The organism is Stenotrophomonas maltophilia (genome assembly GCF_002799155.1).
Classification (GTDB): domain Bacteria; phylum Pseudomonadota; class Gammaproteobacteria; order Xanthomonadales; family Xanthomonadaceae; genus Stenotrophomonas; species Stenotrophomonas maltophilia_R.
Window position 1 is genome coordinate 2,394,568 of sequence record NZ_NERD01000002.1, and the last position, 20,682, is coordinate 2,415,249.

Annotated in this window: 20 protein-coding genes; 11 read left to right on the forward strand and 9 right to left on the reverse strand. The window is 67.3% G+C overall.

Features of this window, described 5'->3' with window-relative positions; translation table 11 throughout:
* Nucleotides 1-3: 3 nt before the first annotated feature.
* The 5 genes from B9Y82_RS11735 to B9Y82_RS11755 form a co-directional block, all read right to left on the reverse strand.
* Nucleotides 4-1,608: a glucoamylase family protein gene (locus B9Y82_RS11735; RefSeq protein ID WP_100473363.1), complete on the reverse strand. Its 1,605-nt coding sequence runs from the start codon at nt 1,606-1,608 to the stop codon at nt 4-6.
* A 250-nt stretch (nt 1,609-1,858) separates the two neighbouring features.
* The gene (locus B9Y82_RS11740) at nt 1,859-4,915 is read right to left on the reverse strand and encodes a TonB-dependent receptor (RefSeq protein ID WP_100473364.1); all 3,057 of its coding nucleotides are present in this window, start codon (nt 4,913-4,915) and stop codon (nt 1,859-1,861) included.
* Between the two features lie 76 nt (nt 4,916-4,991).
* The gene (locus B9Y82_RS11745; protein WP_042358849.1) at nt 4,992-6,029 is read right to left on the reverse strand and encodes a LacI family DNA-binding transcriptional regulator; all 1,038 of its coding nucleotides are present in this window, start codon (nt 6,027-6,029) and stop codon (nt 4,992-4,994) included.
* A 149-nt stretch (nt 6,030-6,178) separates the two neighbouring features.
* Nucleotides 6,179-6,454, reverse strand: a complete 276-nt coding sequence (locus tag B9Y82_RS11750; RefSeq protein WP_100473365.1) for a BolA family protein — start codon at nt 6,452-6,454, stop codon at nt 6,179-6,181.
* Entirely contained in the window at nt 6,451-6,750 is a 300-nt protein-coding gene (locus tag B9Y82_RS11755; RefSeq protein WP_032129789.1) for a YciI family protein, read from the reverse strand. Before B9Y82_RS11755 ends, B9Y82_RS11750 begins: the two co-directional genes overlap by 4 nt.
* A gap of 375 nt (nt 6,751-7,125) precedes the next feature.
* On the opposite strand from B9Y82_RS11755, the gene B9Y82_RS11760 reads away from it, so the two are divergent.
* Genes B9Y82_RS11760 through B9Y82_RS11770 form a run of 3 tightly spaced genes read left to right on the forward strand, consistent with a single transcriptional unit; the run spans nt 7,126 to nt 10,547 of the window.
* Entirely contained in the window at nt 7,126-8,034 is a 909-nt protein-coding gene (locus B9Y82_RS11760; protein WP_100473366.1) for a segregation and condensation protein A, read from the forward strand.
* 13 nt (nt 8,035-8,047) lie between these two features.
* Entirely contained in the window at nt 8,048-8,923 is an 876-nt protein-coding gene (gene scpB, locus B9Y82_RS11765) for an SMC-Scp complex subunit ScpB (RefSeq protein ID WP_100473367.1), read from the forward strand.
* Nucleotides 8,916-10,547: a pseudouridine synthase gene (locus B9Y82_RS11770; protein ID WP_100473368.1), complete on the forward strand. Its 1,632-nt coding sequence runs from the start codon at nt 8,916-8,918 to the stop codon at nt 10,545-10,547. Before scpB ends, B9Y82_RS11770 begins: the two co-directional genes overlap by 8 nt.
* 116 nt (nt 10,548-10,663) lie before the next feature.
* On the opposite strand, the gene B9Y82_RS11775 is transcribed toward B9Y82_RS11770, so the two are convergent.
* The gene (locus B9Y82_RS11775) at nt 10,664-11,452 is read right to left on the reverse strand and encodes an AraC family transcriptional regulator (RefSeq protein WP_100473369.1); all 789 of its coding nucleotides are present in this window, start codon (nt 11,450-11,452) and stop codon (nt 10,664-10,666) included.
* A 90-nt stretch (nt 11,453-11,542) separates the two neighbouring features.
* Between B9Y82_RS11775 and B9Y82_RS11780 the strand changes: the two genes are divergently transcribed.
* Nucleotides 11,543-12,673, forward strand: a complete 1,131-nt coding sequence (locus B9Y82_RS11780) for an MFS transporter (RefSeq protein WP_100473370.1) — start codon at nt 11,543-11,545, stop codon at nt 12,671-12,673.
* Here the strand turns inward: B9Y82_RS11780 and B9Y82_RS11785 are convergent.
* The 3 genes from B9Y82_RS11785 to B9Y82_RS11795 form a co-directional block, all read right to left on the reverse strand.
* Nucleotides 12,660-13,094 (reverse strand): hypothetical protein, encoded by a 435-nt coding sequence (locus B9Y82_RS11785; protein WP_100473371.1) that lies wholly within the window; start codon nt 13,092-13,094, stop codon nt 12,660-12,662. The two genes, B9Y82_RS11780 and B9Y82_RS11785, sit on opposite strands and share 14 nt — an antisense overlap.
* A gap of 103 nt (nt 13,095-13,197) precedes the next feature.
* Nucleotides 13,198-14,004 (reverse strand): amidohydrolase, encoded by an 807-nt coding sequence (locus B9Y82_RS11790; protein ID WP_100475220.1) that lies wholly within the window; start codon nt 14,002-14,004, stop codon nt 13,198-13,200.
* A gap of 14 nt (nt 14,005-14,018) precedes the next feature.
* Entirely contained in the window at nt 14,019-15,167 is a 1,149-nt protein-coding gene (locus B9Y82_RS11795; RefSeq protein ID WP_100473372.1) for a pyridoxal phosphate-dependent aminotransferase, read from the reverse strand.
* Between B9Y82_RS11795 and ccmA the strand changes: the two genes are divergently transcribed.
* Genes ccmA through B9Y82_RS11830 form a run of 7 tightly spaced genes read left to right on the forward strand, consistent with a single transcriptional unit; the run spans nt 15,127 to nt 20,679 of the window.
* A complete protein-coding gene (gene ccmA / locus B9Y82_RS11800; RefSeq protein WP_428993185.1) occupies nt 15,127-15,984 on the forward strand; it encodes a heme ABC exporter ATP-binding protein CcmA in 858 nt (285 codons plus the stop codon). The genes B9Y82_RS11795 and ccmA overlap by 41 nt on opposite strands.
* Nucleotides 15,981-16,676 carry a heme exporter protein CcmB gene (gene ccmB, locus B9Y82_RS11805; protein WP_006456616.1) on the forward strand — a complete coding sequence of 232 codons (696 nt, stop codon included), beginning with the start codon at nt 15,981-15,983 and terminating at the stop codon, nt 16,674-16,676. Before ccmA ends, ccmB begins: the two co-directional genes overlap by 4 nt.
* Before the next feature lie 43 nt (nt 16,677-16,719).
* Nucleotides 16,720-17,490 carry a heme ABC transporter permease CcmC gene (ccmC, locus tag B9Y82_RS11810; RefSeq protein WP_100473373.1) on the forward strand — a complete coding sequence of 257 codons (771 nt, stop codon included), beginning with the start codon at nt 16,720-16,722 and terminating at the stop codon, nt 17,488-17,490.
* A complete protein-coding gene (gene ccmD, locus B9Y82_RS11815; protein WP_005410342.1) occupies nt 17,487-17,675 on the forward strand; it encodes a heme exporter protein CcmD in 189 nt (62 codons plus the stop codon). The genes ccmC and ccmD overlap by 4 nt, the downstream gene beginning before the upstream one ends.
* Nucleotides 17,672-18,133, forward strand: a complete 462-nt coding sequence (ccmE, locus tag B9Y82_RS11820) for a cytochrome c maturation protein CcmE (RefSeq protein ID WP_100473374.1) — start codon at nt 17,672-17,674, stop codon at nt 18,131-18,133. The genes ccmD and ccmE overlap by 4 nt, the downstream gene beginning before the upstream one ends.
* Nucleotides 18,134-20,053, forward strand: coding sequence for a heme lyase CcmF/NrfE family subunit (locus B9Y82_RS11825; RefSeq protein ID WP_100473375.1), 1,920 nt, complete (start codon nt 18,134-18,136; stop codon nt 20,051-20,053).
* A gap of 8 nt (nt 20,054-20,061) precedes the next feature.
* Complete coding sequence (locus B9Y82_RS11830; protein WP_100473376.1) at nt 20,062-20,679, forward strand: DsbE family thiol:disulfide interchange protein; 618 nt, start codon at nt 20,062-20,064, stop codon at nt 20,677-20,679.
* Nucleotides 20,680-20,682 lie beyond the last annotated feature (3 nt).

The following is a 20,682-nucleotide window of genomic DNA, read 5'->3' on the forward strand; positions in this document are numbered from 1 at the left end:
GGGTTACTTGCCCTGGCCTGTGGTGCGGTTGGCATTGTTCTTCTGTTCCTGCGCGGCAGCCGCGCGTGATTCGGCGATACCCACCGCGCGTGCTGCCGCGGCCTTTTCGTCCTTCTGCAGTTCCAGCGGCTGGAACGAGCCTTCCGGCGCCAGCCAGCCACCGCTGAACCCGGCCCGCTCCAGGCCCTTGCGGATATACGGGTTCTTCTTCATCACTTCCCAGACGAAGTCGTCGCGGTAGTTGGCGATCATGGTCAGGATCGGCCCCTGGTCGATGGCGATGTAGTCGCTGGCGACCCAGCCACGATCCGGCACCAGGCGACCGGTCTTGATCGGGATGTCGTAGTTGAAGCTGGGGTTGAACGAATCCAGGAACCCGTAGCTGGAATAGATGTAGTCGCCGTAGCGCTTGTGCATTTCCAGCGTGGCCGGGATCACCTGCTCGGGGGCGAACACCACCGATGCAATTGCAGCGGTCGGGGCGATGGTGCCGTCATCGAAGTTCTCGCGCAGGCCGGCGCCGCGCGAGGAGTAGTGGCGGAACTGGCGTTGCTCGCCGCGGTACTCCTGCGTGGTGTTCTGCGGACCATCGCTGGCGGTCAGGCCCCAGACGTTCTCGCCATAGTCCTTCCACTGCATCGGGTTGGCGATGGCGTATTCGCGCTGGGCCAGGGCGGCCGAGCGGCTGTTGAGGAAATAGGTGCTGCCACGCTCGCGCATGTACGCATCCTGGATGTCGCGGAAGTCGATCCAGACGTGGCTGTACTGGTGGCCGAACAGCGGGCCGAAGGACAGGTATTCCTGGCCCTGGTAGACCCCCCAGTCGTTGTCGTAGGTGCGCGTCCACACCGTCCACGCGTCCGGGCTGACCGGGTGCGTCGGCGAGCCCAGGGCGAGGATGTAGACCATCATCGCCTCGTTGTAGCCCATCCAGTCGTGGTCGATGAAGCCGCTCTCCGGGAACCAGCCCATCGAGATCAGCGGCGCACGCTGCTGCAGCCACGGCCAGTCGACCTTCTTGTACAGCGTATCGGCGATCTGGCGGATTTCCTTCTCGCGCGGATCGTCGCCATCGTAGTACGACTGCGCGAACAGCACGCCCATCATCAGCAGCGCGGTATCCACCGAGGACAGTTCGACCCAGCTGTCGTAGCGACGGCCTTCCTGCATGTCCAGGAAGTGGTAGTAGAAGCCCTTGTAACCGGCCTTGCCGGTGCGCTGCGGGCCCATCGGCACGTCGCGGAAGAACTTCAGCGTGGTCAGGGTGCGGTCGATCGCCTGGTTGCGGCTGACCCAGCCGTTCTCGATGCCGATCGGGTACGCGGTCAGCGCGAAGCCGACCGAGGCAATGCTGGCGAACGGCCGCGACGGGTAGCGGTCCGGGGTCAGCCCGTTGATCTCGTTGGTGGTGTCCCAGAAGAACTGGAAGGTGCGGCGCTCGATGTCATCGAACAGCGGCGGCAACTCCGGCTTCATCGGTCGCGGCGGTGCGTCGGCCTCGATCAGGATCACCGGCGGGCGTGGCTTGGCAGGCTCCTGCTGGGCCGGCTGGCAGGCGGCCACGGCCAGGCTCAACGCTGCGGCGGACAACAGATGGCGTGCCTGCATGGCGCGATTTCTCCGGTGGTCTGATCGATGGGAAAGCATAACGTCCAATGATCTGAAATCGTTTACAAGGTGCGCCCTGAAAAAACCACGAAAAACGTGGCCTGACACCGCGATCATTGCCCACGCCGCTGCCCCTTGGCCGGCAGCGGCGTGGGCAATGGACCGGCACGAGGCCGGCCATTGCCATTGTTCATCCTGCCGATGCCGCCGGCGGACCGGCGGCATCGGGGTACTGCTTCAGGGTGTCCGCTTAGAAGCGGAAGCCCACTTCGGCCTTGACCTGGCGCGGGGTGCCGATGATTTCACCGGTCTCGTTGTAGCTGGCCTGCAGCTTGCCGTTGGTCTTGACGTAGTTGTAGGTGGAGAAGTTGTCGAAGTTGAACACATTGATGATGTCCAGGCGGGCGTACAGCTCGGTGTTGCCCGCCAGCTTGAACGTCTTCGTCGCCTGCAGGTCGACCGAGCGGTAACCGAAGATCTTGCCACCCACCAGGAACTTGCCGGTGGCATTCGGCACGGCCGCCTGCGGGGTCGGCAGCGTGTAGCCGCTGGCCTGCATCACCGGGTACCAGTCGTTGACGGCGGTCGGGGTGGCCAGGGTGATCTTGCCACCGAAGGTGATGCCCCAGAAGCCGGCGTACGAACCGGTCACCACCAGGCGATGGCGCGGCGCACCGTTGGAGCGGATGGTCGGGTAGTCACCGATCAGGCCGCGGTCAAACGCGTACTTCTCGTTGATATCGCGGTTGTGGCGGGCGGTGGTCCAGGTATAGGCAATCGACGTGCCCCAGCCGCTTTCCTTGGTGAACGGCTTCTGCGCCGACAACAGGATCTGGGTGGCACGGGTCTTGATGCCCTGCTGGCCGATGATCAGGCTGCCGAAGCCAGGCACATTGCAGCTCCACGCCTGGCTCAGGCCCGGGTCGGTGCCACCGCACAGGCGCGGATCATCGAAGAACTGGCCGGTCGGGTAACGGTTGCCCAGGGTGAAGGCGAAGCCGTCGTAGCTCAGGGTACGTGCGATGGTGGCGTCGGTCAGCCAGTCACCGATCTGGTTGCTCATACCGAGGCTGAACTGATCCGAGTACGGTGCCTTCAGCTTGTTGTTCAGCAGATCCACTTCAAGACCGGCATTGCTGGTCGCACCGACCAGTGCCTGCAGGTTGCCGATGCCATTGAGCAGGTTCGGATTCCAGTCATAGCAGGCGGCCTGGCCGTTGATGCAGGTGCCGGTGGCCGGGTTGCGGAAGTAGATGGTCGGCTGCGGCAGGGCCAGCTTGGTGGTTTCAAGCTGCAGGTTGTCGAACAGATCGCGGTCGTAGGAACGGCCGGCACCGCCGTGGATCACATGCTGCTCGTCGGCATTGATGTCATACGAGAAGCCCAGGCGCGGCTGCCAGGCATCCTTGAACGCCTTGCGGTTGTGGCCGTTACTGATGTAGTCGCTGATGTCCAGGCCGCCCAGTGCCAACGAATCGGCGTAGGTCTGCCCGGCAGGCGCGCGCGGATCCTGCGAATAGATGGCGTCGACCACCTGCTGCGGGGTCACGAAGTCCAGGTACGACGGGGTCTTTTCGTAGTCCCAGCGCAGGCCGAGGTTGATCTGCAGGTGGTCATTGACCTGCCAGTCGTCCTGGATGAACACACCGTACTGCTTGGACTTCGAACGCACTTCCCCGGAAACACCCGACACGCCGGTCACCGGCTTGACGAACTGCGCCTTGTACGGAATGTCGGAGCCGAAATCCGGGTCGCCCAGTGTGTAGGTGAAGGTCGGGTTGATCTGTGCCGCATCGGAAGCGTACAGGTCGATCTGCTTGTACTTCACACCCATCTTGATGGTGTGGTCGCCGGCCCACTGGATGCCGTCCAGGGTCAGGTTGTCCTCGATCGACCAGCCCTTCTGGCCCTTCACCTGTGAATCCAGCGCCGAGGCACCGCCGATCTTCACCACGGTGCGGTCTTCGGTACCATCCGGCGCGGTGTAGGTGATGCCGTTGGCCAGCGTCAGCGGGTTGGGGTTGTTGAACGAATCTTCGTGGGTGAGCATCAACTCGTTGTAGTAGCGCTCGCCGCTGTGGTTCCAGCGCAGAGCGTAACGACGGTCAGTGTTGACCACTTCGCGGCCCGCTTCCGGCGAGGTCTGGCCGCTGAACTGCGACTGGGTCTCGTCGCGGTCCTGGAAGGTCAGCTCGATGCGATCGTTGTCGGTCGGCTCGAAGTCGATCTTGCCGAAGATCAGGTCCTGCTTGAACGGCTGGCTGGCCGGGCCGAGGCCGGCGGCGCCGGCGGGCGGCAGCAGGCCGGCGGCCCCGGTGACGGCGCCATCCGGCGCGATGGTGACCGGCAGGTCGAAGCGCTTCGCTTCGTAGGTCACGAAGAAGTGGGCCTTGTCCTGGATGATCGGGCCGCCCAGGGCGAAACCGTATTCCTTCTCGGCCGAGACCATCTTGTCCTTGCCCCCCTGGCGCTCGGCCGGGGTCTTGGCGCGCATGTCCTCGTCGGTGTAGCGGTAGAACGCCTCACCCTTGAATTCATTGGTACCGGACTTGGTCGCAGCGGTCACCGCAGCACTGGAGACCTGGCCGTACTCGGCCTTGTAGTTGCCACTGATGACCTTGTATTCGCCGATGGCCAGCTGCGGGAACGGGTTGCCGGCGCTGCCGGACTGGCCGGCTACGCCGCCGCCCTTGACGTAGCTCTTCTGGCCCACGCCGTCGATGTACACGTTGGTGCCGTCGGCATTGGTGGCACCGCCGCGCAGCGAAGTGTTGCCCTTGGCATCGCGGGTAAAGATCAGGCCCGGCACCGCGTCGGCGAACTCCAGGAAGTTGCGCGACACCTGCGGGGTGGTCTGGATCTGCTGCAGGCTGACGGTCTTGCCGACTTCCGAAGTGCGCACTTCCTGCAGCAGGGTCGGCGCGACGACGTTGACGGTGTCCAGGTTGGTGGCCGCGGTCGAACCCGGGGTGCTGCTGGCAGCGCCGGCGAAGTTCAGGGTGGCGGTCGAGGCCACGGTGACGGTGACCTTCTGGGTCTGGCCGTTGGCGACCACGTCGTAGGTGCCCGGATCCAGGCCCATCAGCGAATAACTGCCGTCGGCGCGGATGGTGCCGCGACGGACGGTACCGGTGGCCACGTTGGTGGCGGTGACTTCGGTGCCTGCCTGCGCGCCGGCGACCTGGCCGCGAAGGCTGGCATTGGCCGACTGCGCCATGACGTTCGGAGCAGCAGCCAGCATCAGGCAGCTGACCAGCGCGGTGCTCAGCAGCCGGCGCGCCGGCGTGCGGAAGGTGGTATGCATCATCAACTCAATCTCCGGGTGGCGGTAACCGCTTGCGCGGTCCCTGCGATCAATCAGAAAAGAAGGAACGCCTCTGGCTTCAACGGCCCGATGGCGGAGTGGTGGAATCGCGAACTATCAAGCGGGGAACCAGGGTCTGCTTGTCCCCTGTCCCATCCGTGGAGGTGCCGTCCATCAATTGCAGCAGGCGCGTCATGGCCCGGTCGCCGAGCTCGGCGATGCTGACCTGCATGGTGGTCAGCGACGGGTGGACGAAACGCGCCAGAGGAATGTCATCGAAACCCGCCAGGGCCACATCGGCCGGGACACGCACCCCTGCCTGCGTGAATGCATACAGGCATCCCAGGGCCATCATGTCGTTGGCGGCGAACACGGCATCGGGCAGCGCTCCGGCTGCCAGCAACTCCTGACCGGCGCGATGGCCGGAAGCTTCGTCGAAATCACCGGGCAGCTCGATGCCCTCGGCGCCACTGCCAAAAGCCACCAGCGCGTCACGGAAGCCGCGCAGGCGCTCGCGCGCGTCGAAGTTGAGGTCCGGGCCAGAAATGAATGCAATGCGGCGGTGGCCAGCGTCCAGCAGGTGGCGGGTCATCGCCATCGCACCGGCGTGGTCGTCGATGCTCAGCACCGGGTGGTCCTGCCCGGGCAGATAGGTGTTGATCAACACCGTCGGCAACGACTGCGGCAGGTTGTCGGTCAGGAAGCCCGGGCTCTCGGCATACGGCGAGAGCACCAGCAGGCCGTCGACGCGGCCTCGCATGGCACGCAGGGCCGCGCCCTGCTGTTCCTGGTCGCCGTGGTAGCTGGACACCAGCAGGTGCTGGCGGCGGTTGCGGGCCACGCCGTCGATGCCGCGCATCAGCTCGGAGAAGAATTCGCCGTACAGGTCGGGCAGCACCACGCCCACCGTATTGGTGCGGCGGCTGCTCAGGCTGCGGGCGGCGGCGTGCGGGGTGTAACGCAGCCGGGCGGCCACCTCCAGCACAAGCTGGCGGACCGGTTCGGCGACATTTTCATGCCCGTTGAGCGCGCGGGAAACCGTGGCCACGGAGACCCGGGCTTCGCGTGCGACGTCTTTGATTGTGATAGCTGCCTTGTTCACGAAGCCGCCCTCCACGGCTTGGACCTACCAGCATTGGCGCGGAATGTAAGCGTTTCCATCTGGGCTTGTAAACAGTCCGTTAGGCGAATGTCCCGAAATGGACATGAAAATCTGTCCGCAGCACGGCCCACGAAGGACCCACCCGGACAGTGCGGGACAAGGGCTCAGCCCTGTTCTGACGGGGTGTGCGCGCGGATGGACAACGCGTGGATATCGGTGTCCATCATCGACCCCAGCGCGGCATAGATCGCCCGATGCCGGGCCAGTGGAGCCAGGCCGGCGAAGCGTTCACTGACCACATGCACGTTGAAATGGCCGCGCCCGTCGCGGGCACCGGCATGGCCGGCATGGCGATGGCTGTCATCCTCGATCTCGAGCACGCTGGGGGACAGCGCCTGCTGCAGTGCGTCACGGATCCGTTCGATCCGCTCCGCGTTCACGGCAGGACCTTGCGGAACGGGCGCACCTGCACGCGGGTGTAGACGCCGGCGGCCACGTATGGGTCGGCATCGGCCCAGGCCTGGGCCTGCAGCAGCGACTCGAACTGCGCGATCACCACCGAACCACTGAAACCGGCCGGGCCCGGGTCTTCGCTGTCCACCGCCGGGCACGGCCCGGCCAGCAGCAGGCGTCCCTCGTCGCGCAGCGCGTGCAGCCGCGCCAGGTGTTCCGGCCGCGCCTGCAGCCTCTGCGCCAGCACATCCTGGCCGTCATACCCTTCGATCACATACCACACCGGCATTTCCTCGCTTGCGTTGTCGGGTCCGCAGATTCTAGCCAATGCGGCCCTCGTCCCGGCCCGGCTGGACACTGGCGCGACAAAGGCTTACCCTAGACTCCATTGCACGTGGCTGGATGCAGCAGCCCGTCGGTTTTTGCGGCCAACGCAGCCCCCGACGACCGATCCGCTGCTTCAAACCGGACCATCCGGCCGGGCCACGTAGACGACCTCCCCGTAGTTCCGTCGCTGCCGTCTCCTGCGGCGCGTCCTGCTGTTTGATATGTGTGGAATCGCGCCGATCCCGGCGTGTCTGGTGCCCTGGGGCTCCGTGGCGCTGGCCCGGTGAACCCGGTGCCGCGACTGGTCCGTTGCAATCCTGATGTCCATTAGATGACTTCCGAACTCGCGCTCGACGCGAACCCGCCAACCCGGCCGCCCGCCCCCCAGCAGCAGGAAATGCCGCTGGCCGTCGTGCATGGGCAACCTGTCCTGCAGATTCCGCAGGACCTGTACATCCCGCCGGACGCGCTGGAAGTCATCCTGGATGCCTTCGAAGGCCCGCTGGACCTGCTGCTGTACCTGATCCGCCGCCAGAACCTGGACGTGCTGGACATTCCCGTCGCCGAGATCACCCGGCAGTACGTGGAATACATCACCGTGATGCGCGAGCTGCGCTTCGAGCTGGCGGCCGAGTACCTGGTGATGGCCGCGATCCTGGCCGAGGTGAAGTCGCGGATGCTGCTGCCGCGCCCGGTCAGCGACGAAGGCGATGAAGCCGACCCGCGCGCCGAGCTGGTGCGCCGGCTGCAGGAGTACGAACGTTTCAAGCAGGCCGCCGAGGACATCGACGCCCTGCCCCGCCAGGACCGCGATACCAGCCTGGCACACGCCTTCATGCCCGAGCGCGCCACGGTGAAGCTGCCGCCGCCGGTGGACCTGAAGGAAATGCTGCTGGCCCTGCACGACGTGCTCAAGCGCGCCGAGCTGTTCAGCGGCCACGCCATCAAGCGTGAGGCACTGAGCGTGCGGCAACGCATGGGCGAAGTGCTGGGACGCCTGGAAGACGGCAAGTTCTATCGCTTTGAAGGGTTGTTCACGGCGGAAGAAGGCAAGCTGGGCGTGCTGGTCACGTTCCTGGCGGTGCTGGAACTGGCCAAGGAACAGCTGCTGGACATCGTCCAGGAAGAACCGCTGGCGCCGATCTACGTGAAGTCGCTGGCGGCCGGCAACACCAATGCCCCGCTGCAGTTCAGCAGCGAGTTCGACGACAACGACGACGCCGCCAATGCAAACGAGTGAGCGCTGACTGCCGATGGATCAATCGCTGATCAACCGCATTGTCGAGGGTGCCCTGCTGGCTTCCAGCCAGCCACTCACCCTGGCCCAGCTGAAGGACCTGTTCCCGGAAGAGGAACCGGCGCCGCCGGGCAGCATCGAACGTGCGCTGGAACGCCTGCGCGAGGCCTGCGAAGGCCGCGGCGTGGAACTGGTCGAGGTCGCCTCCGGCTTCCGCTACCAGGTCACCGGCGAAGTGCATGGCTGGATCAGCCGGCTGTGGACCGAACGCAAGACCCGCTATACCCGTGCCACCCTGGAAACCCTGGCGCTGATCGCCTATCGGCAACCGATCACCCGCGGCGAGATCGAACAGGTGCGCGGCGTGGCGGTCAGCAGCAACATCATCCAGGCACTGGAAGAACGCGAATGGATCCGCGTGGTCGGCCACCGCGACGTGCCCGGCAAGCCGGCACTGTTCGGCACCACCAAGGGCTTCCTGGACTACTTCGGGCTGAAGCGGCTGGACGAACTGCCGCCGCTGTCGGAACTGAAGGACCTGGGCGAGCTGGAACCACAGCTGGCGCTGGACCGTGATGCACCGGCCGGCGCCGGCGCCGAGGGTCCGGACATCTCGGCCGGCGCCGATGGCGCCGCCGCGAACGATGACGCCGGCCTGGCCGGCAGTGACACCCCCGATTCCGCCGAGGCAGTTGCTGCGTCGGCCTCCGATGAGCAAGCACCTTCGCCCCTCGATGATGGGCACCCCGATTCCGCGCCGGGCGAGCGCGCGGTGCCAGTGAACGAACGCGAAGACAACGCCGTCGCGATGACGACCGTGGCTGTTGACCAAGCCGATTCCGAACCAGAGGCCGACCTCGAAACCGTCGGCCGGAGCAAAACTGATGAGTGACACCCCCCGTAACAAGCTCTCGCTGAAGCGCGAAGCCACCTCCGAACAGTTCAAGCTGGAAGAGCGCCTGCACAAGGTGCTGGCCCAGGCCGGCCTCGGCTCGCGCCGCGCGCTGGATCAGCGCATCGCCGAAGGCCTGGTCAAGGTCAACGGTGAAGTCGCGCAGACCGGCATGTCGGTCAAGAGCGGCGACAAGATCGAACTGGATGGCCGTGGCTTCGTCGCCACCGCCCTGGCCGAGCCGTCGCGCGTGCTGGTCTACAACAAGCCGGAAGGCGAAGTGACCACCCGCGATGATCCGGAAGGCCGCCCGACCGTGTTCGAGTCGTTGCCGCCGCTGAAGGGCGCGCGCTGGATCGCCATCGGCCGCCTGGACATCAACACCACCGGCCTGCTGCTGGCCACCACCGACGGTGAGCTGGCCAACGCCATGATGCACCCGTCGTTCGAGGTCGAGCGCGAGTACGTGGTGCGCGTGCGTGCGCCGGAAGGCGAGGAAAAGGTCTCCGACGCCATCGTCGACCGCCTCACCCGTGGCGTCGCGCTGGAAGACGGCCCGGCCAAGTTCGATGAAATCGAACGCATCGGCGGCACTGATTCGCACGACTGGTTCCGCGTCGTGGTGAAGGAAGGCCGCAACCGCGAAGTGCGCCGCCTGTGGGAATCGCAGGGCTGCCAGGTCAGCCGCCTGAAGCGCACCCGCTATGGCAAGGTGAGCCTGCCGCGCGAACTGGCCCGTGGCCATTCGGTGGAACTGGGCACCGCACAGGTTGAAGCCCTGCGCGCGCAGCTGAAGCTGGAAGAAGGCGCGCCGTCGGCACTGACGCTGCAGCCGGTGATCGGCCAGCGCCGCGCCGCCAAGACCACCGTGCGCGTGCGCGAAGGTGGCCGCGGCAACGCCTACGTCAACGGCCACAACACCGCCGACGAAGGCCGCGAGCTGCGTCGTTTCGACAACGTCCGCGAAGACCGCGGCCGTGGTCGCGGTGGCAAGGGTGGCGGCTTCAAGGGCGGCCTGACGGTCAGCGGTGAAGCGGCAGCCAAGCAGTCGCAGAAGCCGTTCAAGCAGCGCACCCAGAAGAACGATCGTTCGCTGCCGGAAGGCAATCCGGCGGCGTTCCGCACCTGGTACGTGCCGGATGGCGTGAGCACCGGCCCGAGCGGCCATCGCAACGCCGGTCCGGGCGCACGCGGCCCGGGTGCCCGTGGTCCGGGTGCAGGCGGCCAGGGTCGTCCGTACGGCAAGCCGAAGGGCCCGGGCGCCGGTGGCGGCCAGGGCCGTGGCGGTTTCGGCGGTGAAGGCCGTGGCGGCGCAGGCGGCCAGGGTCGTCCGGCCGGTGCGGGCAACCGCTCGCAGGGCCAGGGCAACAAGCACCCGTACGGTCATCCGGGCAATGCCCCGAGCTTCCCGTCCGACCACGCCACACCGGGTTTCAACCCGTATGGCAGCCCGAAGCCGGCGCATGGCGCCCGTCCGGGCGGTCGCGGCCCGGGCGGTGGCAACAACCGTGGCCCGGGCGGTAACCGTGGTCCCGGTGGCCCGGGTGGCAACCGTGGCCCGGGCGGCCCCGGCGGCAACCGCGGTCCCGGCGGCCCGCGTCGCAGCGGCCCGCGCGGTGGCTGATCACCGGCCCCACTGAAATGAAAAACCCCGGCTCCGGCCGGGGTTTTTCTTTGAAAAGGGGACGGAGGGGATTAAGTCGCTTTTGCCGCGCTGTGTGTCGAAGGGGAGAAAGCGACTTAATCCCCTCCGTCCCCTTTTGCGTGGCGCTGGAAGGCGGCGGGCGTGGTACCGGTCATGCTGCGGAAGAATGCGATGAACGGGCTCTCGGCGGAAAAGCCGGTGTCCTGCGCCACATGCGCGACGCGATGGCCCAGCAGCAGCAACTCCATGGCCCGCATCAGTCGCCATTGCTGGCGCCAAGCCTGGTAGCCCATGCCGGTATCACGCTGCATCAACCGGCCAACGGTGCGCACGCTCAAGCCCGCACGCGCGGCCAGCTCGCCCAGTTCGGGCGGCAACTGCTCGGCCACTGGCAGGCAGCGCGCGATCCGTGGGTCGCGTGGCAGCGGCAGGTCCATCGGGGCCACCGGGGCGGCGGCGATCTCCAGCATGCACAACGCCAGTTGGTGGTGCGCACGCGGCGCCCGCCAGTCATGGTCGAACGGCGCCTGCGCGATCGGCTCCAGCAATGCCTGCAGCAGCGGACCCACGCCGATGATCGCCGGCTGCTGTGGCAACTGGGCCGACAGGGTGGCCTCGAAGTACAACGAACGGTAGTCGACCGCTTGGCGCATCTGCGCGCGATGGCGCAGCCCGCCCGGAATCCATGCCGCGCGCGCGGGCGGCAGCAGGCTGATGCGGTCACCGTAGGTCAGGCGCGTACAGCCTTGCCGGGTATACAGTAACTGCGCGCGTGCATGCTGGTGCCAACCCGAGTCGTGATCCGCCAGTGAGGCCGCGATGCCCAGCACCGGCGCGCTCCAGGTATCGGCATCGAAGTGCGCATCCGGCTGCAACCAGGCCATGTCTGATTTCATCCATTCAATGACAGGATAGACAGGGTGCGCCATCGCGGACACGACCACAATGCGCGGCCCTGTTCCTGGAGCGCCCGCATGTCGCGCCGCCTGTTGTTGCTCACCATCGCGCTGCTGATGTTCCCCCAGCTTGCGCAGACCCTTTACAGCCCTGCCCTGGCCGATCTGGCCGGGCGCTTCGCATTGCCCCCCGGCGCCGCCAGCCAGGCCATGAGCCTGTACCTGTTCGGTTTCGCCGCCGGTGTCCTGCTATGGGGGCGGATGGCCGACCATATCGGCCGTCGCCCTGCCCTGCTCTGCGGTCTGGCCGTGTTCGCACTGGCGGCCTGCGGCGGACTGCTGGCCAGCACGTTCGGCCAGGTCCTGCTGGCCCAGGCACTGGCCGCGCTGGGTGCGGCGACGGCCTCGGTGGTCACCCAGACCGTACTGCGCGACCACCTGAAGGGACCCGCGTTGGCGCAGGCGTTCTCGTGGATCGGCATGGCGTTGGCCCTGAGCCCGGCGATCGGGCTGGCACTGGGGGCATTGCTGGTTGCCAACCACGGCTATGCCGGCGTGCAGGCCGGCCTGCTGCTGATTGTCATCCTGCTGATGCTCGGATGCGCATCCGGCCTGCAGGAGAGCCGCCCTGCCGAAGTCGCGCACACGCCCCTGCTGCCACTGCTGCGACAACTGCTGCGTGATCGCTGGATCTGGTCACAGGCGCTGTTGGTGATGGCGTTCAACGTGGCCATGTACAGCTGGTACGCGCTGGGCCCGTTCGTGTTCGAACGCCTGCACTGGCCGCTGGCCTGGTTCGGCGCCAGCGGCGCGGTGCTGGCGTTGGGTTCGGCGCTGGGTGCATGGGGCAATGGCCGCCTGCTGCGCGCAGGCGTTGCTTCTGCCACGCGTATCCGCCTTGCGGCCGGACTGCTGCTGGCCGGTGGCCTGTTGGCTGCGCTGCTGCGCGACCAACCGGCACTGGTCGCGGCGATGGTACCGGTGGTGGCCGCTTTCGGCCTGGCCATTCCCAATGTGCTCGGCCAGGCCCTGCGCGGATATCCGCACTGCCTGGGCAGTGCCGGTGCCCTGTTCGGACTGCTCTACTACCTGTTGATCGGCGCGGCGATGGCGGTGGTCGGTGCACTGCAACTGCTGGCACCGACCCTCATCGTGTGTGGCCTGCTGGCCCTGTGGCTGCAGCGGCCGGTGCGGTTCAACGCCGGCTGATGGTGAATGCGGCGCCGTCCACGCCCAGGTCCCAGCCCTTGCCGGTGCCGGACAGGGCCAGCGAGATGTCGCCCTTGGTCATCACCTGCGCGTTGCTGGACTTCACTGCGCCCGCATGCGCGCCGACCGAGGCGTAGGTGCCCAGCAGTTCGTTGACACTCACGGCACCAGTGAAGCTGCCACGGCCATTGGTGATCTTCGACTTGCCCACGGTCAGGCCGCCGCCCTTCACTTCGATGCGCACCGGCAGGCTGGTGCCGTTGCTGCAGCTGACCGTGCCATTGCCGGAGGCGGTCTTGTAGATCAGTGACCAGCCGGACAGGTTGTAGCGCAGCTGGCAATCAAGGTTGCCGGCAGCGTGCGCGGCCGGGGCCAGCGTTGCAGCGGACAGGGCCAGCAGCAGGGCGAAGGACTTGTTCATGGCAGGACTTCCAGTTCGGTCGGACTGCCGGCGAATCTAGCAGCGCGCGCGTGCACGTTTGATGCAGGCGCGCGCGCTGGTGCGACGGCGTTCAGGCCATTGCTCAGGCCTGTTCGTCCAGGTGGAAGGCATCGGCATCGAGCATCGCCGGGAAGCGCGCGCGGTGCGCGGCCAGCGCCTCGGCCGAGATGGTGGTGGTGACCACCTGTTCGCGTTCGCGGATTTCCACCTGCGGCTGTCCAAGGAAGTCGATCACCGCGCTGTCGCCAGCGTAATGCAGCTGGTTGCCATCGATACCAACACGGTTCACCGCCGCCACGAAGCACAGGTTCTCGATCGCCCGCGCACGCAGCAGGGTCTTCCACGCATAGGCGCGCGCCGACGGCCAGTTGGCCACGAAGATCTGCAGGTCGAAGTCCAGCTGATCAGGGCGCTCCACGTTGTAGCGGTTGCGGCAGAACACCGGGAAACGCAGGTCGTAGCAGACCTGCGGATTGATCCGCCAGCCCTTCCATTCCACGCTCAGGCGCTCGCGACCGGCGGCATAGCGTTCGTGCTCGCCGCCGTAGCGGAACAGGTGGCGCTTGTCGTAGTACTGAAGGTCGCCATCGGGCGTGGCGAACAGCAGGCGGTTGTAGACGCCGTCGCCCTCGCGCAGCTGCACGCTGCCGATCACCGCCGCGTTCAAGGCCTTGGACTGTTCGCGCAGCCAGGCCACGGTCGGGCCGTCCATGCCTTCGGCCTGGGCGATGGCCTCGTTCGAGAAGCCACTGGTGAAGGTCTCCGGCAGGATCACCAGGTCGGTGGTGCCGGCCAGCGGTGCCAGCAGCGCGCCGTAGTAGGCGCGGTTGCCCGCCGGGTCATGCCAGCGGGTGTCGCCCTGGACGAGGGAAATGCGCAGGTCCTGCATGTCCGTACCTTCGCTCACAGCAGGCGCAGGCGTTCGATCGCCGCGTCCATGGTCGCTTCATTCTTGGCAAAGCACAGGCGCACCAGGCGCTGGCCGGCCGGCGGGTTCTCGTAGAACGGCGACAGCGGAATAGCGGTGACGCCCTTCTCGATGGTCAGCCACTTCACGAACTCATGGTCCGGCAGGTCACTGATGGCCGAGTAGTCGACCAGCTGGAAGTAGCCACCCGGCACCGGCAGTGCTTTCAGGCGGGTGCCGGCCAGCTGCTCGCGGAAGCGATCGCGCTTGGCCTGGTAGAACGCGCCCAGCTCCAGGTGGTGTTCGGGCTCGTCGCGGATCATCGCGGCGAAGCCATATTGCGCCGGACCGAAGCTGGTGAAGGTGTTGTACTGGTGCACCTTGCGGAACTCGGCGGTCAGCGCCGGCGGGGCGATCGCGTAACCGATCTTCCAGCCGGTGCAGTGGTAGGTCTTGCCGAAGCTGGAGATGACGAACGCGCGCTCGCGCAGTTCCGGGTAGCGCAGCGCCGATTCGTGGCGACGGCCGTCGTAGATGATGTGCTCGTACACCTCATCGGAGATCAGGTAGATCTGCGTGCCGCGCAGCAGCTCGGCCAGCGCCTGCATGTCCTGCGCCGACAGCATCGCGCCGGACGGATTGTGCGGGGTATTGACGATCAGCATGCGGGTGCGCGGGGTGATCGCTACGCGCACGCGGTCCCAGTCGACCGCGAAGGTCTGTGGATCGAGCGACACATGCACGGCCCTGGCGCCGGCCAGGTCGATCGCCGGTTCGTAGCAGTCATACGCCGGGTCGAGCACGATCACTTCCTCGCCGGCACGCACCACGGCGTGGATGGCGTTGAAGATGGCCTCGGTGCCGCCGCTGGTGACGGTGATCTCGCTGTCCGCATCGACCTGCGCGCCGTAGCAGTCCAGCGCCTTCTGTGCGATGGCCTGGCGCAGCGGCGCCACGCCGGTCATCGGCGGGTACTGGTTCAGCCCGGCGGCCATCGCCCTGGCGGTCTCGTCGATCAGGCGCTGCGGCGCCGAGAAATCCGGGAACCCCTGGCCCAGGTTGACCGCGCCGTGTTCGGCGGCGAGCTGGGACATCACGGTGAAGATGGTGGTACCGACCTTGGGCAGCTTGGTGGTGGGTTGCATCGGCCTGGGGATATGGGGAGACAGACCCCCGAGTTTACGCAATCCCTGCTTCGGTAGCGCCGGCCGCCGGCCGGCAACCCGGGACGATCTGCGACGCTGGGTCGCACCTGCCGGGCAGCGGCCGGCACTCCCCTGTGGATTCACCGCTACAATTGCCGCCGCACTCCGGCATGAAGACCTTTGCCCCTTGAACACCCCTGCATTGCTGGCCGCCAGCGGCCTGAGCTTCTCCCGCAATGACGAGCCGGTGTTCGGCCCGCTGGACTTCCATGTGGACGCCGGCGAAGCCCTGCTGGTGCAGGGCGGCAATGGCGCCGGCAAGACCACCCTGCTGCGCGTGCTGGCCGGCCTGGCCCGGCCCGGTGCTGGCCAGGTACGGATCGACGGCAAGCCGGCCAGCAATGCCGAGCGCGCGCGCTATGTCGCCTATCTCAGCCACCTGCCGGCCCTGAAGCCAGACCTCGGCACGCTGGAAAACCTGCATTTCCTGTGTGGCCTGCACGGCCGCCGTGCGCGGCAGATGCCCGGTAACGCGCTGGCCATCGTCGGCCTGGCCGGCTACGAAGACACCCTGGTACGGCATCTGTCGGCCGGACAGAAACGGCGGCTGGCACTGGCGCGCATCTGGCTGTCGCCGGCGCCGCTGTGGCTGCTGGACGAACCCTACGCCAACCTCGACCTGGAGGGCATCACCCTGGTCAACCGGATGATTTCGGCGCACCTGCGCGCCGGAGGCGCGGCGCTGGTCACCACCCACGGCGCCTATGCCGCACCGCCGGTGCGTACCCGCCAGCTCGACCTCGGCGGTGCCGCATGATCGCGCCGGGTACGGAGCCGGGCCTGTGGCAGACCGCGGGCGCCCTGCTCAAGCGCGACCTGCGCCTGCTCTGGCGCCGCCGCGGCGATGCGCTGCAGCCGCTGCTGTTCGCGGTGCTGGTGGTGGTGCTGTTCGCGTTGGCCCAGGGCCGCGAACCACAGCTGCTGGCCGCCACCGCCGGTGCGGTGCTGTGGCTGGCCGTGCTGCTGGCGGGACAGCTGTCGCTGGATTCGCTGTTCCGTTCCGATGCCGAGGATGGCTCGCTGGAACAATGGCTGCTGGCGCCGGTGCCGCTGGCCTGGCTGGTGCTGGTGCGCGTGCTGCTGCATTGGGCCACCACTGCGCTGCCGTTGATCGTGGTCAGCCCGCTGCTGGCGGAAATGCTGCATCTGCCGCATGACCAGCTGCCGATGTTGCTGGCATCGTTGCTGCTGGGAACGCCGTTGCTGAGCCTGATCGGTGGCGTGGTCGCCGCGCTGACCGTAGGCATCCGACGCTCTGGTATTCTCGTGGCGCTGCTGTCGTTGCCGCTGTACGTGCCGGTGCTGGTATTCGGTGCAGGCAGCCTGGCGGCAGCCGGACGCGGGCAGGATCCGGTCGGTGCGCTGCTGATGCTGGGCGCTGGCCTGCTGGTCGCGCTGGTGCTGGCGCCCCTGGCCACCGCCGCTGCAATACGTATTTCTCTGAGTTAACCGAGCTGAGAGCCAATCCACCCCTGCTGGATAGCCGCCACGCATGAATCCGATTGTCCGCTGGTTCCACCAACTCGGCTCGCCCCCCACGTTCGACCGTTTCGCTGCCCGCTGGTCGCGGGTGTTCTACCTCGCGGCGGTGCCGGTGCTGCTGGTCGGCATGTGGCAGGCGCTGCTGGTGGTGCCGCCGGAAGCCAAGCAGCTGGACAGCTTCCGCATCCTCTACATCCACGTGCCCAGTGCCTGGATGAGCCTGTTCGTGTTCGCGCTGATGGCGTTGTATGCGGCCATCGCGCTGATCTGGCGGATCAAGGTCTGCGAGATCCTGGCAATGGCCTGTGCGCCGATGGGCGCCGGCTTCACCCTGATCACCCTGTTGACCGGCAGCATCTGGGGCAAGGGCACCTGGGGCACCTGGTGGGACTGGGACCCGCGCATGACCAGCGAACTGGTGCTGCTGTTCCTGTACCTGGGCGTGATCGGCCTGTACCACGCCATCGAGGACCGCCGCAGCGCCGCGCGCGCAGCCGGCCTGCTGGCCATCGTCGGTGTCAGCCTGCTGCCGGTGATCCGCTACTCGGTGGACTGGTGGGGTGGCCTGCACCAGCGCCAGTCGATCAACGTGTTCGGTGAATCGGCGATCAGCAGCGCGATGATCGCGCCGCTGTGGTGGATGGTGATCGCCACCAAGTTCTGGTTCGCCGGCTCGGTGCTGGCCAAGGCCCGCGCCGACAATCTCGACCGCGAGGCCGGCAAGGCCTGGGTCGGCGGCCGCGTCGATGCCGAACGGCCAGCCGGGGAGGCCCAACCATGACCCACCTGCCCTATGTGATCGGCGCCTACGCCGTGTTCGTGCTGGTGCTCGGCGCCGATGCCATCGGTTCGTGGCTGCGCCTGCGCGTGGCACGCCGGTTGGCACTGGCCCGCCAGCAGCGGCAGCAGACCCGCGCCGGCAGGCAGGACGCAGCGGCGCCGCTGTCGACGGAGCTCGAGCGATGACCCCGGTACAGCGTCGCCGCCTGGTGTGGGTGCTGCTGGCCCTGCTCGCCTCCGGCCTGGCCACCGCGCTGGTGGCAATGGCGCTGGAGCGCAACATCGCCTACCTGTACACCCCCTCGGAAGTCCTGCGCGGCGATGTCGATGCGCAGTCGCGCTTCCGCCTCGGCGGCATGGTGGTGAAAGGCTCCTTCAACCGTGCGGTCGGCTCGCTGGAGGCACGCTTCGAAGTGACCGACGGCGATGCCCAGCTGGCGGTGACCACGTCACGGATCCTGCCGGACATGTTCGCCGAAGGCACGGCGGTGGTCGCCAGTGGCCGCCTGCAGGACGGCGTGTTCGTCGCCGACGAGGTGCTGGCCAAGCACGATGAGAAGTACGTGCCGAAGGAAGTGGCCGACAAGATGGGCGACGCGCATCGCAAGCACGATGTGCCGGTGACGGCACCCGAGGTGCGCTGAGTGCTGCCCGAACTGGGTCAGATCCTGCTGCTGTGCGCGTTGCTGGCCTCGCTGCTGCAGGCCGGCCTGCCGCTGGTCGGCGCGCAGCGCAACAACACGGCGTGGATGGCGGTGGCACGACCTGCCGCGTTCGCGCAGCTGCTGCTGCTTGCCGGCGCATTCGCCGTGCTGACCGCCGCGTTCGTGCAGCAGGACTTCTCGGTGCGCTACGTGGCCGAGAACTCCAATTCGCTGCTGCCGATGGTCTACCGCTACTCGGCGGTCTGGGGCGCGCACGAGGGCTCGCTGCTGATGTGGGCGCTGGTGCTGGCGCTGTGGACCGGCGCGGTGGCGCTGTTCTCGCGGCACCTTCCCGCGCCGGTGCAGGCACGCGTGCTGGCGGTGATGGGCGTGGTCAGTGTCGGCTTCCTCGCCTTCCTGATCTTCACCTCCAACCCGTTCCTGCGCCTGAACCCGGCACCGCTGGAAGGTCGCGACCTCAATCCGCTGCTGCAGGACCCGGGGCTGATCATCCACCCACCGATGCTCTACATCGGGTATGTCGGCTTCGCTGTGCCATTCGCGTTCGCGGTGGCCGCATTGCTGGAAGGCCGCGTCGACGCCCGCTGGCTGCGCTGGACGCGGCCGTGGACCAACGTCGCCTGGAGTTTCCTGACCCTGGGCATCGCGCTGGGCAGCTGGTGGGCGTATTACGAGCTGGGCTGGGGCGGCTGGTGGTTCTGGGACCCGGTGGAAAACGCCAGCTTCATGCCGTGGCTGGTCGGTGCGGCGCTGATCCATTCGCAGGCCGTCACTGAAAAGCGTGGCACCTTCGGCAGCTGGACGCTGCTGCTGGCGATCGCCGCCTTCGCGCTGTCGCTGCTGGGTACGTTCCTGGTGCGCTCCGGCGTGCTGACCAGCGTGCATTCGTTCGCTGCCGATCCCTCGCGCGGCCTGTTCATCCTGGTGTTCCTGTCGGTGCTGGTCGGCGGCAGCCTGCTGCTGTACGCGCTGCGTGCCAGCCAGCTGAGCGTGGACGCCGACGATCCGCGCCGTGGCTTCACCGCCACCTCGCGCGAGACCCTGCTGCTGGCCAACAACCTGCTGCTGGCCACCGCCTGCGCGATGGTGCTGCTCGGCACGCTGTACCCGCTGCTGGCCGATGCGCTGGCGTTGGGCAAGATTTCGGTCGGTCCGCCCTACTTCGGCAGCCTGTTCCTGCTGCTGATGGCGCCGATGATCCTGCTGCTGCCGTTCGGCCCGCTGGTGAAGTGGCAGCGCGACCAGCCCTCGCGCGCGTTCGCGCTGCTGGCGCCGTGGCTGGGCCTGGCGCTGCTGCTGGGCGCGCTGGCCTGGTGGCAGGCGCCGCAGAACGGCTGGAAGGCCGGCATCGGCGTGGCCGCTGCGGCCTGGGTCGGGTTGGGTACCGCGCGCTTCGTGTGGCAGCGCCTGCGCGGCAATGGCCGGTTCACCGCCGAGATGCTCGGCATGATCGTCGCCCACGCCGGCATCGCCGTGTTCCTGGCCGGCGCGCTGCTGGTGGAAGCGCTGAACGTGCAGCGTGAGGTGGCGCTGGCACCGGGCCAGCAGCTGGTGGTCGGTCGCCACGAAGTGCGCTTCGAAGGCGTGGACCATCGCGAAGGCCCCAACTTCATCGCCGACCGTGGCCACCTGCGCGTATTCCGCGACGGCCGTGAGCTGGCCCTGCTGCATCCGGAGAAGCGCCAGTACGCCAGCGGCGGCCAGGTGATGACCGAGGCCGGCATCGATGCACGCTTCGACGGCGATGTCTACGTGGCATTGGGCGAGCCACTGGGCAACAATGCATGGGCGGTCCGGGTGCACATCAAGCCATTCGTGCGCTGGATCTGGCTGGGCGCGCTGTTGATGGCCCTGGGCGGATTCATCACCGCCGCCGACCGCCGTTTCCGTCGTCCGTAGGAGTTCCCATGTCCGAGTCCCCCACCCCGCGCCCCGCCCGCCCGCTGCCGCCGGTAGCCATCGTGATCGGCGTGCTGTTCTTCTTCGGCCTGCTCGGGCTGATGATCTACGGGGTGATGAAATCGGGTGATCCGCAGCGCGACGTACTGCCGTCGGCGCTGATCGACAAGCCGGCGCCGGCATTCGCGCTGCCGGTGCTGCACGACCCTGAGATGATCGTGCACAGCGACGAACTGCGCGGCGCGCCCTACCTGCTGAACGTGTGGGGCAGCTGGTGCGCGGCCTGCCGCGAGGAACACCCGGTGCTGACCCGTTTCGCCGAGAGCAAGCGCGTGCGCGTGATCGGCTACAACTGGAAGGACGACCCGACCGACGCGCTGCACTGGCTGGAACAGCTGGGCAACCCGTTCATGGTGGTGCTCAGCGACGTCGAGGGCCGCACCGCGATCGACTGGGGCGTGACCGCCGCACCGGAAACTTTCCTGGTCGATGGCAGTGGCATCGTGCGCTGGAAGTACAGCGGTGCGATGACCCAGCGCGTGGTCGACGAGAAGCTGATCCCGGCGCTGCAGAAGATCGAGAAGGCCCAGGGCAGTGCCGGCAACACACTGCACACGGCGCCCTGAGCC